Source organism: Mesorhizobium sp. P170090, from assembly GCF_057786115.1.
On sequence record NZ_JBYNWH010000001.1, the window covers coordinates 1,955,921 to 1,971,566 of the forward strand.

Here is a 15,646-nt window from a genome sequence, read left to right on the forward strand (position 1 = left end):
AGAATACGCTACAAGACGCCTAGCGGTTCTACTAGTCGGGCTCGACCGGTCGGTTGCGCGGTGGCAGGTCCGGCCCGCGCGCAACCTTGCCATAGGTCTTCGCGGCCAGCGCCTTCACCGTCTCAGGCTCTGCGTCGCCGGCCACCACCAGCACGGCGTTGTTCGGTCGGCGGTATTCGTTGCACATCGTGAACCGATCGGTGCCGTTCAGCTTCTCCATCTCCTGCGTCCAGCCGTTCACCGGAATGCGGTAGGGCTGATTCGGCCGCAACGATCATGTGAGTGACGATTTGCGCGGGGTCATGTCGACCGTTCCATGCCATCATCGAGCAGGAAATCTTGCCGCCGTCGGTGGCGGCCAGAGCCGGAGCGGTCGTCGCCAGGCCAGGGCGGTGGCAGTGAACGGCTTGCGCAGCCAGGGGGTGATCGATGGCTCCGGTTGGAAAGGCAAGTTTCGAGGCAGTGATTTGTTCCTCATTTTCATGAACGGGCTGCGTCTTCGATCCCGTGGGAGGATCGCGGGCAGGCCGAGCCAGATGAATCATGCGGCCAGGGCTCACTCGAGCCTCATCTTGGGATGAGCCCAGGAGACCGGCGGCGGTGTTCTTGGGGGGATGGTAATGGGGGGATTTTCCTTGATCCGCGACGCCTTGCGGACGACCACGCATGCACCGTGCCAGATCAGAAAACATTCGAGGCATGTGGACAAGTCAGTCTGACATGTTGTGCATCCGACATTGTGGGCCATCGAACAGGGCTGAAGGCGACGCGAGCACGGCTGAGAATACTCTTCTTCATTGGAAGACGATTGGGCGCGCTGCTGGGGAAGGGGGACGGGATGCGCTTCGAAGGCCGCTGCACCGACGGTCAGAATTGAAATGTTGTCGCTCCAGCGGACCGATGTCCTCGACAGTCAGACCGGGCGGTGCTGAAGGGTAGAGGCGTGAGCAGCGTAGCTAAGTGGGCGCGGACCCAGCTCGCGCGCGAAGACGGACCTGAAAAAAAACGGCGGGTGGCGACATTCGCGAGGCGCTGGAAAACGAGGTCGTAGGACTGGGCGGGAAAAACGATGCCGTTGCTGTCTTCTGGCGTGATGGCCTGCCGCGAGGCGGTTGAACAGTGATGAGTTGCTGCGGAAAGGGGAGTGTTTTCGCGGGACCTTGGTCAACGTAAGAAACAAACGTCGAGCTCGCCTTGGATGGGGGCATGCAGCACATTTGCCGCTGCAGGACAGCAGCACGGAAGCTGTCCGCGCTTGCCGTCGTCCATGGGAACCAAACAGCAGAATCTAGCGGTCGCGATTGATTTCATGTGCGTAAAATACCGCCCGGTGCGCTCGGCTGCAAATGCATGCCTGGCGGAGTGGTCGCTTAGGTCAAGAGCATCGCGTGAGTAACAGCCTTACCTTGCTCAACCTGATGCGCGCTAACCGCCTCGCCGGATTGTGGAACTGCTCGCGCGTGGCTTCTACCACAAACAGCAAGGTCATGAAATCAAGCAGGAAGTCGTCAATCGCTTGGGCGATTGTTTCTGACTTGCCCTTGAACTGGTCCAGCAAAACGCGCGCGCTATCGATCGCTTCCACGCTGGTCGCATCGATCAACCCCTCGACCCTCTTGAAACAATCCAACTCGAAACTCCTTAAGGCGCTCCCAAGGTGTTATGCACGAAGGCAGCTCCGTGAACTACCCGGCCTTTGACCTGACGGCACGAGCAGCAATCGGCCTTACGTCTCGTGCCAAAGCACGAGCCATAGACCTGGGCGCTGAGGAGCGTTGGAAGATCGAGCGCTTCCGGCCTGGTCGAGCGGTAGTGTGGACAGTGCTTGCTGGCGGCTACGCCAACAATGGAGTGCGCCAGCTGATTGGGGCTTAACAATTTTTCGCTTTTTGCTGCGCCCAACTCTCGGCTATGACTCGGACAGGCCTAATGGCCTGCCCACGTTGCATTGTAGAAGAAGGAACAAGTATATGACGACTGGAACGGTAAAGTGGTTCAACAGCACCAAGGGGTTTGGATTTATCCAGCCCGACAATGGCGGGCCGGATGTTTTCGTCCACATTTCCGCTGTCGAACGCGCGGGCCTCTCGACCCTCGCTGACGGCCAGAAGATCAACTATGAAATCGAGCAGGATCGCCGCACTGGCAAGTCCTCCGCTGGCAGCCTGAGCAAAGCTGGTTGAATTTTCTCCTGCGAAGTCGCAAGGGTGGGCGTGTAGGCCCGGAAGTGCTCACGGCCGCTCGATAGGGACGAGCAAAAGTGAGGGCAGCAGATTGCTGCATGGGTCGCGAATTCCTCATGAAACAAGTTGTTGGAAAGGAAGGCGGGGTTGGCCCCGCCTTTTTTATGCGACGATTAAGCCGACGGCTGCAACGCTGCAGAAGGGATTTCAATTGCCGCAATCAAGCCGCGACCTTCTTGCGAGTTCGCTTCGTCGGCACCGGCGCTTCCGGCTCTTTCGGCGCTTTCGGTTTGCGGCCGAGCCCCATCGATTTCGCCAGTGACGAACGCTTCGCGGCGTAGTTCGGCGCCACCATGGGATAATCCACCGGCAGGCCCCATTTGGCCCGATATTCACCCGGCGTCAGCCCATAGTGGGTCGACAGATGGCGCTTTAAAGATTTGAATTTCTTCCCGTCTTCAAGGGAGATGATGTAGTCCGGTGTCACCGACTTCCTGATCGGGACTGCGGGCGTAAGGGCAACCGGCTCTTGTGCAGGGATACCTCCGGCCGTCGCTCTCAGAGCCGCATGCACTTGGCCGATGAGGGCAGGGAGATCCCCCACCGGGATCGGATTGTTGGACACGTAGGCCGACACGACGTCGGCGGCAAGCTCAATGAGGGTGTCGACGTTTTTTCCGGCTTCTTCTGTCATGAAACTCTCCAGGCGGTGAAACATAGTCAGCGAAGCGTCGCTTCATAGGGCCGGTTGCCGCTGAAAGCAACAATGTCTCTGACTGCGTTATTGCCAATGCTCGTCCAGAAGCGACATCGATGCGCCATATTTCGCGTTGTGACCGCTGAGCCACTCGTTGTTGGCGACCCTGCCGAGGTGCGTGGCGCGTTCCGCTCTAACTTTGCGCCGAAGTTCCTAGTAGCCTCGAGGCTAAGCGCGCTGTTTTTGTCGCGCTTTGCTTCTTTGGACTGTGAAATCGAGCGATAGTGGTCGCTTGATGGTGGGCGTCAGGGACGATGGAACAAACGTTCATTGGCAACGGCCAAAGTGATGTAAGTTCATCGCCGGTGAGCCGCTCTTGCAAGGGGCTGGGAACCGCCGCTGATAAACCTAGGACATCAATGTATTTCGAGGCGTTTCTTAGCCGGTCCTGGAGAGGCGGCAATGGCTGCGGATGACACCTGTTCCACGATATCAAACAGCGCGGCGACCGGCAGCTTCTCGAATCTGGAGCGGCTTCTCGCAAGTTGGCGCCGCGCCGAGAGGCCGGGCAAGGACAGTGAGCCGCCTGCATCAATCATACGCATCAACCAGCCAGCGACGCGTCCTCATACAGAATGCCGCGACCGGCCGTGTGATCTCGCCGGTAGTCGCCGAGGCCCTCTGCATGAAGCCTCCGGATGTGCTGACGATCAACCAGGCCAGAAAGGTCGACGTCCTGAAGCAGGGATGACATGAGTTTGCCACTATGCGCAGGTTTGCCATGCCCTTCCGCGGCATTTTGCGGGGCCTGTGAGTTGGGCAAGCTCGGCACTTCGATCGACTTGGCGTCACCCGGCTCATTGCCATCACGCGTTTCGGTCTGGTCCTACGCCGTGACTCCGTTCGCGATGCCATTGAACTGCCGTGGAGAACGGCCGAAGCGGAAGGGCTGATCAACCGCCTGAAGACGATCAAACGTACCATTAGGCAGCGCCGGCTGCGAACTCCTTAGGCACGCATGCTGCCACTCAGCCGGCCTAATCACCACACGAAGCGAGGAAGAACCTGGTCAAGTGCAAAGCGACAATTGCCTCGACAGCAGGTCTCGGAAGGTTTATGCTGCCCGATGTTACCGCAATCCTGAATGGCGATTGAGTACCTTCACGAGTGAAGGGAGTGGAACTGCTTGTCGGCCAAATTGTTGACGGAACGCCCGGCGCCCATTGTTGCTACATGTCTAGATTCTTGGGGCGTTTTGGATGATGCAATCCACCAGCTCACTCCAAAGGGCAGTGGAATCTGGAACAATGTCGCTTTTGTACGCACGACATCCTTCGTGCCCGATTGGCATATTGTCTTTAACTCTGCTTCTCTTTTTGGGCTCCCTGTTGATATCGAGGCGAGCCCAAACAGGACAATTTTTGCAATCGGCGAACCGCCGACGAAAGCTCATCGTGCATTTCATGAAGGGCAGGGGAAAAATACTATCGTCCTGACGTCTGACGCAGAGCTGGTTGCTCGGCAGAATGCAGCTCGCCGATTCGTTTTGTCTCCACCGATCACTCGGTCTTGGTCTGTAAACAAGACATATGACCAACTTCTGGTCAGCGAAGTCATGGATAAGCCACTTCGGCTCTCATGGATTACCAGTAACATCGCCCTGCTTAAAGGACATCGGTATCGGCTGGCGTTTCTGGAACGGCTAAGAAAGGAGCTCGATTTTGACCTGTTCGGCCGAGGTTTTCGGCTGATTGGAGATAAATGGAACGCGCTCGCACCTTATCGTTACAGTATAGCGTTCGAGAATACTCGTGCTGATTACTATTTTACAGAGAAGCTTATGGACTGCTTCGTCGCTGAAACAATGCCGATCTATTACGGCAGCCCGGCAATCACGAGGTTCTTCCCTTCGGACTCTATGGTTCTGATTGACCCAGAGGACAAGAACGTAATCCAAAAAATTCAAGAAATCATCAACTCAGACCTCTGGAAGGAACGTCGCGGCGCAATAAGAGAGGCGAAACGGCTAGTCCTCGAGAAATACAATACGTTTGCTTATCTCGCGGGCTTCATCGAAAGCGTTCAGGATAAACCCTTACCGCCAGAAATTATACACATCGAATCGCCTGAAGTTGATTTTTCGATAGACGAATGAAGTACTCCAACGCGCGATTCGCGTGCCCAGCGGTTGGTGGTCTGGCGAGATCGGTGCGGAACGCTCGGCGGAGAATGCCTGCTGCGCAGACGGGCCGGCACGGGCGCACAAGGTCATGCGCCCCGGCTGCCGCTGATCAGACGAACTGGGGAAGGCCAGGAACGGAATTGAGGACCTCGTCCACGAGTTCGTCGCCGGCATGTTCCTTGGCGCAGGCGATCGTCTCGTTGGCGAGGGCGGCGATCTTTGCCATGCTGAGACCCTCACCCATCAATTGCTGCCCGAGCCCCATAAGGCCGCCACCCTCTGGGTCGTCGCCATGATACTTCGCTACTAATTCCGAAGCTCCCGGAATGGCCTCGATCATGCGCGCGCCGGGACCGTCGGCCGCGTGGCTCCGCAGGAACCCCAGCATTAACCCAACGGCCTTCTCTGCGAGAGCCGGGCCGATGCCGGCACCAGTGGCGATGCGCGGTAAGATTTCTTCCATGCAGGGTCTCTCTCTCTTTGATTAGGTTTACAAGGGGCCGGTCCGGCGCCCCGCGCCCTTGGCCGAACCACAGTTGAACTCCACAAAATAGGCCAGCGGAAGTGCTATTGCGCCTAAAAGCGCCTCTGTCAACGCAAGCTGCGTCGGAAGTGCGTGTTTCGCAAACCGAAGATCATTGCAATTCACTTCATTACGCATTGGCAACCGCACAGTTTGCGTTGGCTCGCTTATGGGCCAATGCCCCCCGCCCGTCAAATGATGACGACAAACTGGTCAGCGCCTAGGATCTGTGGATCAAGGTGAGGCAGTTACAGCGGGTGGACCTGCTCGATCGCGGCGCCGTCGACACAAAGGGCTAGATTGGCGATACTGCGCGTGTTGGCCATGTCTTTCCTCGCGTGATGGGATGTTCGTGGAAGCGGAGCTATATGCCGGTGTGACGGTCCACAAAGGCGGAACGCCTATTCCGATACGACATCCATACTGTCACATAGACCGTCGCTGCTTAGGTATTGAAACCGCCATCGCTGGTGACATCACAATGTGCAGTCGGCGTGTGTCGATAAGGCCAATTCACGCAACGAATGAACCCTGACGGTTCAGAAGCTCACTTTTCGCAAGGCGTGCAGCGCACCTCGTGCAAGAGATTGCCAGTCTTGCGCATGCTGTGACTTTCTCAACCTTGGCTGAAAGATCGCAGTGACCGAATCTACGAAGCCGCCCTCAGGGCGTGCTTTGATGCATAAAACCGGTTGCCAACCAGGGATACTCCTCCTCCCTGAAGTCCAATCGAGAAGAGCGATCGCTTCCAAGAGGGTCCCAGCTCAGCTGCGAAAACAGGTGTGAGACCCCGTCCTCTCCCTCAAGCTGATCTAGCTCAGGGCGTTCATGAGCCGCAGATCGCATAATGGCTGCGTGGACGACGCAGGAAGACCAATTATGAAAATCCTATTCAGTACGATGGCTGTCACCTTGCTGGCACCCACCGCCTTTGCTGCGGATTCGATCCCCACCGACCTCAGAGATACGGCATTGGCCACCTTCACGGCTTTGCCATCCACCACGCCGACAGTCGCCAACAACCCGATCACCCCGGAAAAGATCGCTCTCGGCAAGGCACTGTTCTTCGATCCACGCGTCTCGGCGTCAGGCGTCTTGTCGTGCAATTCATGCCACAACCTGGCCACCGGCGGCGACGACAATCACGAAACCTCGATTGGCCATGGTTGGCAGAAGGGACAGCGCAACGCGCCGACTGTACTGAACGCTGTCTTCAACATCGCCCAGTTCTGGGATGGTCGTGCCGAAGACCTGAAGGCTCAGGCGAAGGGACCGGTCCAAGCCGGGATCGAAATGGCCAATACACCGGGCCAACTCATCGCCACTCTCAAGTCCATGCCGCAATATGTCGAGTGGTTCGATGCAGCTTTTCCGGCTGAAGCCGATCGGGTCACCTTCGACAACTTCGCCAAGGCGATCGAAGCCTTCGAGGCGACACTGGTCACACCTGCCCCGTTCGACAGCTTCCTGAATGGTGATGAGGTTGCCATGACTTCCGAACAGAAACAGGGCCTAGTGCTTTTCATGGACAAAGGCTGCTCGTCCTGCCATGCCGGCATCAACGTTGGTGGGCAAGCCTATTACCCATTCGGCCTCGTGGAACGGCCCAGCGCCGAAGTCCTGCCGGACAAAGACAAGGGCCGATTTGAGGTCACCAATGCAGCCGACGATTCCTATGTCTTCCGCGTGGCGCCGCTGCGCAACGTTGCACTCACCGCGCCATACTTTCATTCGGGCAAGGTTTGGGATCTGAAACAGGCCGTCGCCATTATGGGGACCACCCAGCTCGGCGTAGTACTGGCGGACGAAGAAGTTGACCTGCTTGTTGCCTTCCTCAACTCGCTGACCGGAGAGGCACCTGACGTCGCCTATCCCATCTTACCCTCAGAAACGGCGACAACGCCCCGGCCTGTAACGCAGATCTCAGGAAAATAAGGGCCAACTGGCTGCGGACTTGCAATCGAAAATGATTGGCGATTTTTACTTGGCGACACGAATTGCGACGTCCATCTCCGAATTGGCGGGACGCTAGCGATACCCGAACCCTGCCACCTCGCCCGTAGTCTGCGCGATCAACTGGGGGCGGACAGACGCAGCACCATATATTGTCGCTGCCTGAGCGAACGCGCCAAGCAGTCTACTTTGAGAAACGACGCCAGTCCGATTTGTTCGAGGCGCGGGGCCTGTATTTCCCCAAGGAACCGATGTTATAGCGTAGTGCCACATTTATATTTCTGCGGGATTAAGACACGTGCCGTAGGAAATTGCACATTTGCGCCGAGTGGCTCATTTCCAAGAGTGTGATCGGTTTGGCATATTCCCGGCCGACATCCGCCAGCCGGCAACTCCCCACACGGTGAGGAAGAGAGGCCTCACGCCTGCACTTTCTGCCGGAGCGCGCGTGCTGCAGCGACCATGTTAATGAGGGCAGGGCGGACCTCCTCCCATTTGCGTGTTTTGAGGCCACAGTCCGGGTTTATCCACAGTTGGCCGTCGGACAGTCGCTCGCGGGCAAGCATGACTAAGTCCGAAATCTCGCCGACTTCCGGGACGCGTGGTGAGTGAATATCATAGACGCCAGGACCGATTTCGTTCGGATATTTGGAGCTCGTGAAGGCGTCCAACAGTTCCATCTTCGAGCGCGACGTCTCAATCGAAATGACATCCGCATCCATTCCAGCGATCGCGTGAATGATCTCGTTGAACTCCGAATAGCACATGTGGGTATGAATTTGAGTCGCGTCCTTTACACCCGTTGAAGCGATCCGGAAACATTCGACAGCCCAGTCGAGATAGACTTTCCAGTCAGATTGGCGCAGTGGCAATCCTTCGCGAAACGCGGCCTCATCGATCTGGACCATCCTTGCGCCGGATCTTTCGAGATCCGTCACTTCGTCGCGGATGGCGAGCGCGATCTGGCGGCAGGCTTCGGAGCGGGGTACGTCGTCGCGAACAAAAGACCAGTTGAGAATGGTGACTGGGCCTGTGAGCATTCCCTTCACGGGCTTTTCCGTAAGCGACTGGGCGAATTGCCACCAGCGCACTGTCATCGGATTGCGCCTCGATACGTCGCCGAAAATGATGGGGGGACGCACGTAGCGCGACCCATAGCTTTGTACCCAGGCATGCTGGGTGAGCGCGAAGCCGGACAACTGCTCGCCGAAATGCTGTACCATGTCGTTTCGCTCGAACTCACCATGCACCAGCACGTCCAGCCCGATCTCTTCCTGCCAGCGAATTGCAGCCTCGATCTCCTTCTTCAGGAACGTCTCATAGTCGACATAGCTCAGCTGGCCCTTCGCATGAGCGGCCCGCGCCTTGCGTACCTGCGGCGTCTGCGGGAAGGACCCGATGGTCGTCGTCGGGAACGGCGGCAGCCCGAGTGAGCCGGCCTGGACTCTGGAGCGCTCGCCAAAAGCGCTCTCTCGTCGCTTCGCGCTGTCCTGAATGCTAGCGATCCGCCCCTGAACAAGCGGGTCATGGATCCTCGTGGATGTCACGCGCGTGGCGGCAGCCTCGGCAGACGCTTTCAACGCGCCTGCCACCGCATCCCTGCCTTGGGACAGGGCCCGGGCCAGCAAGACCAGCTCGTCGGTCTTCTGGGCCGCGAAGGCGAGCCACGACCTGATGTCCGCGTCGAGTTCCGTCTCCATGCGCAGATCAATCGGCACATGCAGCATCGAGCAAGAAGGCGCGATCTCGACGCGGTCCAAGGGCCAGCCGGCGACGATCGGTTTGATGCGGTCGAGAATGGCGGGCAGGTTCGCACGCCAGACGTTGCGGCCATCGATCAAGCCAAGCGAGAGCACCAGATCCTTCGGAGCGAGCCGAGCCACCGTTTCCAGCTGCTCGGGAGCGCGCACGAGATCAATATGCAGGCCGGCCAGGGGCAGAGAAATCGCGGTTTCGAGATTGTCTCCCAGCGACCCGAAATACGTAGCCAGCATGATCTTCAGCTCGGGCGCGGCTTTCGACAGCTGGCCATAGGCGAATTCGAACGCAGCTCGTTCGTTCGGGTTCAGATCGAGGACAAGCGCTGGCTCATCGATCTGCACCCAGTCGGCTCCCGACAGCTTCAGCCTCTCCAGAAGCTGCTCGTAAACCGGCAGCAGCCGCGGTAGGAGAGCGATGGGACCGAACCCCTCGGCAGGCGATTTCGCCAGCTTGAGGAAGGTGATGGGTCCAAGGATGACTGGGCGTGTGTGAATGCCGAGAGCTTTAGCCTCGAGGAAGTAATCGACCGGCTTCGATGACGAGAGGGCGAACGTCTGATCATCATCGAGTTCCGGCACAATGTAGTGGTAGTTGGTGTCAAACCACTTGGTCATTTCCATCGCGGTTACACCAGGTCCATGAGCCTCCTCCTGGTAACCAGCGTGTCCACAATCCTCCGTCTGACCCTGGTTGCCGCGCGCCATTGCGAAGTAGATGTCAAGTGGGACCTCGCCGCTATTCCAGCCGTAACGGGACGGAACGGCCCCGACCATGGCTGCGGTGTCGAGCACATGGTCGTAAAGCGAGAAGTCGTTCGACGGGATTTTCGACACGCCGCGATCGCGCTGCTCTTCCCAGCTAGCGGCACGGAGCGCCTTCGACGTCGTGAGAAGGTCGCCAGCGGACGATGTTCCGGACCAGTAGCTTTCAAGCGCGAATTTCAGTTCTCGCCGACGACCGAAGCGCGGCACGCCGAGCGTTGCTACAGGAATTTGCTGAGAGACAGTCATGTCATACCCCGGTGATTGGGGCGTCGGTGACAAGGAAGGCGCTAGCAGGCCGGCATCAACGCCGGGTTGCAGCGGCCACCGAGACACCCCGCCCGTGGACGTAATTCGCGTGGCAGGCCTCCTGGCTCGCGGGGTTGGCTCGCCGCTAACAGTTGCGGGGGCAGCGCCGGCATCGCACCGGCTTCCCTCTTAGCTCCGCTGCGGCAGCGCCGCACGCGAGAACCACGACACGCAGACAATCACAGCAGTTCGCTCTTTTGTCAATGACGCATAACGAAATGTTTATGTAGTTATGTGATCGCGCTTTTACGCCTTTGTCTAGCATTGTGAAATATTCAGTCTGCTGCCCGCATTCGGCATCGTGGGACGTGATCGCAAGTCAAGTCCGACGGACGCCGCGAGTTCTCCGTTACCTCAGGAACCTTACTGGCCTTCCCCAAGCTGAGCTTCTGGAAAATGCTGGTGACGATCTGGATGACGGTGAATGCCGTCATGGCAAGCACGCCTTGCACCGCTCCTCCAGCGAGCTTCACGGCAGCAGCATGGGTCAGTTCTCCGAAGCGAATGGCTGTCGCTATCAGCGAGCTTTGACACAGTTCCGCCACTGCGGTCATCGCGTCAGTAGGGCGGCTGGTTAGTTGCCGGCGCATCTACAGCAACCCAGCCCCTTCCGCCTCGCTGCGCAGATTCTGCCGCGGCCGTGGCCCGAGCTGCTGGATCACCAGCCCGGCGGCCAGCGAGCCGAGATCGCCGCAATCCTTCAGGCTGCGCCCCGAGGTGTAGCCGTAGAGGAAACCGGCGGCATAGAGGTCGCCGGCGCCGGTGGTGTCGACCAGTTCGCGGATCGTCGTCGCCTGAATGGTGACGGTCTCGTCGCCGCGCACGATCACTGAGCCTTTTTCGGAGCGGGTGACGGCGGCAATCTTGCAGTCTTTGCGGATAGCCGCCAGCGCCTCGTCGAAGGATTTTGTCTGGTAGAGCGACTTGATCTCGTGGCTGTTGGCAAAGACGATGTCGACAGTGCCCGAGCGCATCAGCTCGAGGAACTCGTCCCGGTAGCGGTCGACGCAGAACGAATCAGACAACGTCATCGACACTTCGCGCCCGGCCTCGTGTGCGAGCTTCGCCGTCTGCCGGATCGCCTCCTTGGCGCGCGGCGGATCCCACAGATAGCCCTCGAAATAGGTGACCTTGGCGCCCGACGCCTTGTCGGCCTCGACGTCTTCCGGCCCGAGTTCGATGCAGGCGCCGAGATAGGTGTTCATCGAGCGCTCGCCGTCGGGGGTGACGAAGATCATCGAGCGCGCCGTCGGCGGCTGGCCCTCGAGCGGCCTGGTGTCGAAGGCAACGCCCTGGGCATGGATGTCGTGGGCGTAGATTTCGCCGAGCGGATCGTTCGACACCTTGCCGAAGAATGCGGCGCGGCCGCCGAAGCTGGCGACGCCCGCCGCCGTGTTGCCGGCGCTGCCGCCCGAGGCCTCGATCGCCGGCCCCATGCGGCTGTAGAGCAGCTCGGCGCGCTTGGTGTCGATGAGGTTCATCGCACCCTTGATGATGCCGTTGATCTCGAGGAATGCCTCGTCGCACTGGGCGATGATGTCGACAATGGCATTGCCGATGCAAAGCACGTCATAATCCGGCATCAATGTCTCCGCCAAAAAACCCGAGCCGGCTTCTCGCCACGCCTGCCAGGCGCGGGTCTGCCCGGTGGAAATGGGCTTTCCGCTTGCCAATCCGTTCGCCGGCGGCTCTCACGGGGCGGCGAGTCCTGCCTCGCGACGCAATTCGTCCGCCCTGTCTGTCTTCTCCCAGGTGAAATCAGGCTCTTCACGGCCGAAATGGCCATAGGTCGCTGTATTGCGGTATATAGGGCGTAAGAGATCAAGCATCTTGATAATGCCTTTCGGTCTGAGATCGAACAACTCAAGAATGAGGCGCTCGATCCTGCTTTCCTCAACCCTGGCTGTCCCGAACGTGTTGACCATGACGGAAACCGGACTGGCCACGCCGATTGCGTAAGCAAGCTGCACCTCGCACACGTCCGCAAGTCCGCTAGCGACGATGTTCTTTGCGACATAGCGGGCTGCATAGGCAGCCGAGCGGTCAACCTTGGACGGGTCCTTGCCCGAGAAGGCGCCGCCGCCATGACGACCCATCCCGCCATAGGAATCGACGATGATCTTGCGTCCAGTGAGACCGCAGTCGCCGCGCGGCCCGCCGACTACGAACCGCCCCGTCGGGTTGACCAGAATTCTGATGCCTTCCGTCTCCAGGTGGGTCGGCAGGACAGGCTTTATGATTTCCTCAATGACGCCCTCGCGGACAGTCTCTTGCGAGACCTGCTCGTCATGTTGCGTCGACACGACGATGGTATCCAGGGCGACCGGGCGCAACCCCTCATAGCGCACTGAGACTTGGGATTTCATGTCAGGACGCAACCAGCCAAGCTGTTGTGCCTTCCGGACATACGCCTGCCGTTTCGTCAAGCGATGAGCGAGCTGGATCGGCAAAGGCATCAGGGTATCGGTTTCGCGGCATGCGTAGCCGAACATGAGGCCCTGATCTCCCGCTCCCTGCTGGAGGTCTTGCCCTCTTCCCTCGTCAACGCCTTGGCTGATGTCGGGCGACTGCTCGGTGAGGGCATGAACGACGGAGCAACGCCGGCCGTCAAAGCCGACGGCCTCGTCGTCGTACCCAATGTCGAGAATCGTATCGCGCGCAACTTGGCTGTAATCCACCTGGGCATCGCTGGTGATCTCGCCAGCCAGAACGACTATCCCTGATTTTACCAACGCTTCACAGGCGACGCGCGCCTCGGGATCTGTGCGGAGGATGGCATCGAGGATGGCATCCGAGATGTTGTCGGCCAACTTATCCGGGTGCCCCGCGCCAACCGATTCGGAAGAGAACACGAACTGCCTAGCCATGAATACCTCGCTTCGGATGTTGGATGTGGTATGGGCATTTTGCTTGGCCCACCTTACTTGTCGAGATGCCCGGGACCTCGAACGCAGCGCACAAGTCGGCAACGTCTCTTCGCACGCAGGCATGGAGATCTTCGTCGTCTGGCCGCTGGAGGACGGAGTCAATGAAGCCAGCAATTTGCACCATTTCCACATCGCGCATGCCCATTGACGTCACTGCTGGCGCCCCCAGGCGAATTCCGCTTGTGACCGCCGGATGCCGCGGGTCGCCAGGCACCATATTAAAGTTTGTGATGATTCCTGCCTTTGCTAGTCGCTCGGCATAGGCCTTGCCCGATAGTGGCCGATCGCGAAGATCAAGGATCAGCATGTGATTGTCCGTCCCCCCGGTAACCAGGTCATAACCTCGCTCAAGCAGTGCATGTGCCAGAGCCTTGGCATTCTTGACCGTCTGTTGGCCGTAGCCTCGGAAGGACGGGTTCGCGGCTTCGTGCAAGGCAACCGCTAGCGCAGCGATGGCATTCATGTGAGGTCCGCCTTGCAGGTGAGGGAAGACCGCCCGGTCTATTCGTCTGGCGAGATTGTATTTGCTCTTTGTATGATACAGGGCCTGATAGCGATCTTCGTTCCTTGACAAAATGAAGCCACCGCGGGGACCGCGGATCGACTTGTGGGACGTGCTGCTGACCACGTCGCAATGGCCCACGGGATTCGGGTGCGCTCCCGCGGCAATCAGGCCGCTGATGTGCGCAATGTCGGCTACGAGATAGGAGTTCGCTTCCAGGGCAATTTCTGCCATTGCCGCGTAGTCAAAGACACGCGGGTAAGCGGTTCCGCCGACCCAAATGAGCCGCGGCCGTTCCCGCTTGGCTGTCTCGCGCAAGCGGTCATAGTCAATCTGCTGTGTCTTTTCATCTAGTCCATAGGGCACGCGTTGATAGTCAGTTCCGGAAAAGTTGATGGCCCAACCATGAGTCAGATGGCCCCCTTCCGGAAGGGGCAAGCCCATGACTTTGTCACCGGGACTCAAAAGCGCACGATAGACAGCCTGGTTGGCCGGCGAGCCGGAATAAGGCTGGACGTTGGCATGCTCGCTGCCAAATAGCGTTTTCAGGCGCTCAATGGCCAGATCCTCAAGCTCATCAACGATCTCGTTTCCAGCGTAGTAGCGCGCGCCGGGGTACCCCTCGGCGTACTTGTTCGTGAAAATCGAGCCGTTCGCTTCCAGCACGGCCGAGGACGCAAAGTTCTCTGAGGCGATGAGCTTGAGGGTCGTCCGCTCCTGCCGCTCCTGTCTCAGAAGCAGCTCGTGGACGCGGCAATCAACCGCGGCCAAGGAAGACCGCCCGTGGGTGTCCGGCTGTGCGATCGCGCCGTCTGCGGAGTTGTCCATGGTAGCTTCGCGCTCCAATTGGATTGACCTATTTCACGATCAAGCACGCGGTCCCTTTCGGCCGCGTGTCTCGTACCGCTTCGAGCCGCTGCAGGTCCTGTTTATGATAGCCGTCGCGATGGGGCAGGAGATCGACCAATAATTGAACCAGCCCGCCGTCGTTGGATCCTGCGTTGAGATGGTACGAGCGCCACGGAGGCTGTTCGTTGCAGCAAAGAAAGTCGGCTCTGGCGAGCAGCCGGACGTGTCGCGCAACCCGCTCTCGACACACGCTCAGAATCTCCGCTAGCTCGCAGACAGTTAGGTCCGCATGCGCACAAAGGCCCAGGATTCGAAGGCGGTCAGGATGCGCTGCCATGCGTAGGCGACTAACCAGTGTCATCATGGCTCAGGACCAAGTCCTACCGAATTTCTCATTCGCGTCCTCCACAGAAGTCGCAGCTTTTGAAGGTTGTCCAACGACCGGACAAATCTCGGTGGCTGTGGCGACTGCCGATATCGCCCTGTCGAACAACAAAGGGCGTTCTTTTGCCTTTAGCCGAAATTGCAAGCAGTTCGGCCAGTCGAAGACAAGCGGGGCCACGGTTTGGAACCACTGACCTCAGACGTTGCAATAAGCCTACCATTCACAGCGAGCCGGAGTTGCTAAGAGTCTATGAATTTCCTTGAAGGATCTGTTGCAACGTTTGCCCAGCCTGGCCTGCTCCCGGTTTGCAGCGGTCATGGTCAGGCGATCCATCGCCTCTGCGAGCACGATCAGGAATTTGCCCTGCATCGCATCGCTGATCAGCTCCTGAAGGCCGGGACGCAACAGCGACCCGCCGCAGATCGCGCGGTGGGTATTGCTGTCGACGACTGTCCAGCCTTGCTTTTCAGCACGCAAGCAGCAGAGCCGCAACTGATCCTCGATCGAGGCGTCTCGGTGATTGTCAGTTGAGTAGCGAGCGCCAAGCGCGACCTTCATGAGGCGGCCCCTTACTCCGGGACGCGGTCTCGCGTCTGGCTATCCGTTTCGGCTTG

Annotated in this window: 10 protein-coding genes, 2 pseudogenes and 1 riboswitch; of the genes and pseudogenes, 3 read left to right on the forward strand and 9 right to left on the reverse strand. The window is 58.9% G+C overall.

All coding sequences use genetic code 11. The annotated features are described in order from the left end of the window. Positions 1–34: 34 nt before the first annotated feature. Both AC3EML_RS09385 and AC3EML_RS09390 read right to left on the reverse strand, forming a co-directional pair. Positions 35–274 (reverse strand): annotated as a pseudogene (locus tag AC3EML_RS09385) (insulinase family protein); the annotation flags it as partial. A gap of 1,101 nt (positions 275–1,375) precedes the next feature. Further along, entirely contained in the window at positions 1,376–1,603 is a 228-nt protein-coding gene (locus tag AC3EML_RS09390; RefSeq protein WP_245260682.1) for a hypothetical protein, read from the reverse strand. Positions 1,604–1,970: 367 nt separating this feature from the next. Here AC3EML_RS09390 and AC3EML_RS09395 point away from each other — a divergent pair, with 367 nt between their 5' ends. Then, complete coding sequence (locus tag AC3EML_RS09395; protein ID WP_023671852.1) at positions 1,971–2,183, forward strand: cold-shock protein; 213 nt, start codon at positions 1,971–1,973, stop codon at positions 2,181–2,183. A 220-nt stretch (positions 2,184–2,403) separates the two neighbouring features. Here the strand turns inward: AC3EML_RS09395 and AC3EML_RS09400 are convergent, their stop codons facing one another. After that, positions 2,404–2,877, reverse strand: coding sequence for a Ros/MucR family transcriptional regulator (locus AC3EML_RS09400; protein ID WP_023690583.1), 474 nt, complete (start codon positions 2,875–2,877; stop codon positions 2,404–2,406). A 1,189-nt stretch (positions 2,878–4,066) separates the two neighbouring features. On the opposite strand from AC3EML_RS09400, the gene AC3EML_RS09405 reads away from it, so the two are divergent. After that, positions 4,067–5,035 carry a glycosyltransferase family 10 domain-containing protein gene (locus tag AC3EML_RS09405; protein ID WP_352522151.1) on the forward strand — a complete coding sequence of 323 codons (969 nt, stop codon included), beginning with the start codon at positions 4,067–4,069 and terminating at the stop codon, positions 5,033–5,035. A 136-nt stretch (positions 5,036–5,171) separates the two neighbouring features. On the opposite strand, the gene AC3EML_RS09410 is transcribed toward AC3EML_RS09405, so the two are convergent. Continuing rightward, entirely contained in the window at positions 5,172–5,525 is a 354-nt protein-coding gene (locus AC3EML_RS09410) for a hypothetical protein (protein ID WP_023690586.1), read from the reverse strand. Positions 5,526–6,464: 939 nt separating this feature from the next. Here AC3EML_RS09410 and AC3EML_RS09415 point away from each other — a divergent pair. Further along, complete coding sequence (locus AC3EML_RS09415) at positions 6,465–7,520, forward strand: cytochrome-c peroxidase (RefSeq protein WP_023685632.1); 1,056 nt, start codon at positions 6,465–6,467, stop codon at positions 7,518–7,520. A gap of 437 nt (positions 7,521–7,957) precedes the next feature. On the opposite strand, the gene metE is transcribed toward AC3EML_RS09415, so the two are convergent. From metE to AC3EML_RS09440, 5 genes and pseudogenes are all read right to left on the reverse strand, one after another. Continuing rightward, a complete protein-coding gene (gene metE, locus AC3EML_RS09420; RefSeq protein ID WP_352522152.1) occupies positions 7,958–10,309 on the reverse strand; it encodes a 5-methyltetrahydropteroyltriglutamate--homocysteine S-methyltransferase in 2,352 nt (783 codons plus the stop codon). A 94-nt stretch (positions 10,310–10,403) separates the two neighbouring features. Next, positions 10,404–10,551, reverse strand: a riboswitch (cobalamin riboswitch). Positions 10,552–10,959: 408 nt separating this feature from the next. Continuing rightward, positions 10,960–11,952 (reverse strand): adenosine kinase, encoded by a 993-nt coding sequence (locus AC3EML_RS09425; RefSeq protein WP_352522153.1) that lies wholly within the window; start codon positions 11,950–11,952, stop codon positions 10,960–10,962. 108 nt (positions 11,953–12,060) lie between these two features. Beyond that, positions 12,061–13,236: a methionine adenosyltransferase gene (metK, locus tag AC3EML_RS09430; protein WP_352522154.1), complete on the reverse strand. Its 1,176-nt coding sequence runs from the start codon at positions 13,234–13,236 to the stop codon at positions 12,061–12,063. Between the two features lie 79 nt (positions 13,237–13,315). Continuing rightward, a pseudogene (locus tag AC3EML_RS09435) lies at positions 13,316–14,626 on the reverse strand (serine hydroxymethyltransferase); the annotation flags it as partial. Between the two features lie 619 nt (positions 14,627–15,245). Next, on the reverse strand, positions 15,246–15,590 hold the full coding sequence (locus tag AC3EML_RS09440) for a recombinase family protein (protein WP_023690648.1): 345 nt from the start codon (positions 15,588–15,590) through the stop codon (positions 15,246–15,248). Positions 15,591–15,646: the final 56 nt, after the last annotated feature.

What these genes read in the sequence shown, in the direction of transcription:
- AC3EML_RS09415 (WP_023685632.1), top strand. Translation starts at nt 6,465, where the DNA reads ATGAAAATCCTATTCAGTACGATGGCTGTCACCTTGCTGGCACCCACC.
- AC3EML_RS09410 (WP_023690586.1), bottom strand. Translation starts at nt 5,525, where the DNA reads ATGGAAGAAATCTTACCGCGCATCGCCACTGGTGCCGGCATCGGCCCG.
- metK (WP_352522154.1), bottom strand. Translation starts at nt 13,236, where the DNA reads ATGGCTAGGCAGTTCGTGTTCTCTTCCGAATCGGTTGGCGCGGGGCAC.
- AC3EML_RS09400 (WP_023690583.1), bottom strand. Translation starts at nt 2,877, where the DNA reads ATGACAGAAGAAGCCGGAAAAAACGTCGACACCCTCATTGAGCTTGCC.
- AC3EML_RS09425 (WP_352522153.1), bottom strand. Translation starts at nt 11,952, where the DNA reads ATGCCGGATTATGACGTGCTTTGCATCGGCAATGCCATTGTCGACATC.
- metE (WP_352522152.1), bottom strand. Translation starts at nt 10,309, where the DNA reads ATGACTGTCTCTCAGCAAATTCCTGTAGCAACGCTCGGCGTGCCGCGC.
- AC3EML_RS09395 (WP_023671852.1), top strand. Translation starts at nt 1,971, where the DNA reads ATGACGACTGGAACGGTAAAGTGGTTCAACAGCACCAAGGGGTTTGGA.
- AC3EML_RS09440 (WP_023690648.1), bottom strand. Translation starts at nt 15,590, where the DNA reads ATGAAGGTCGCGCTTGGCGCTCGCTACTCAACTGACAATCACCGAGAC.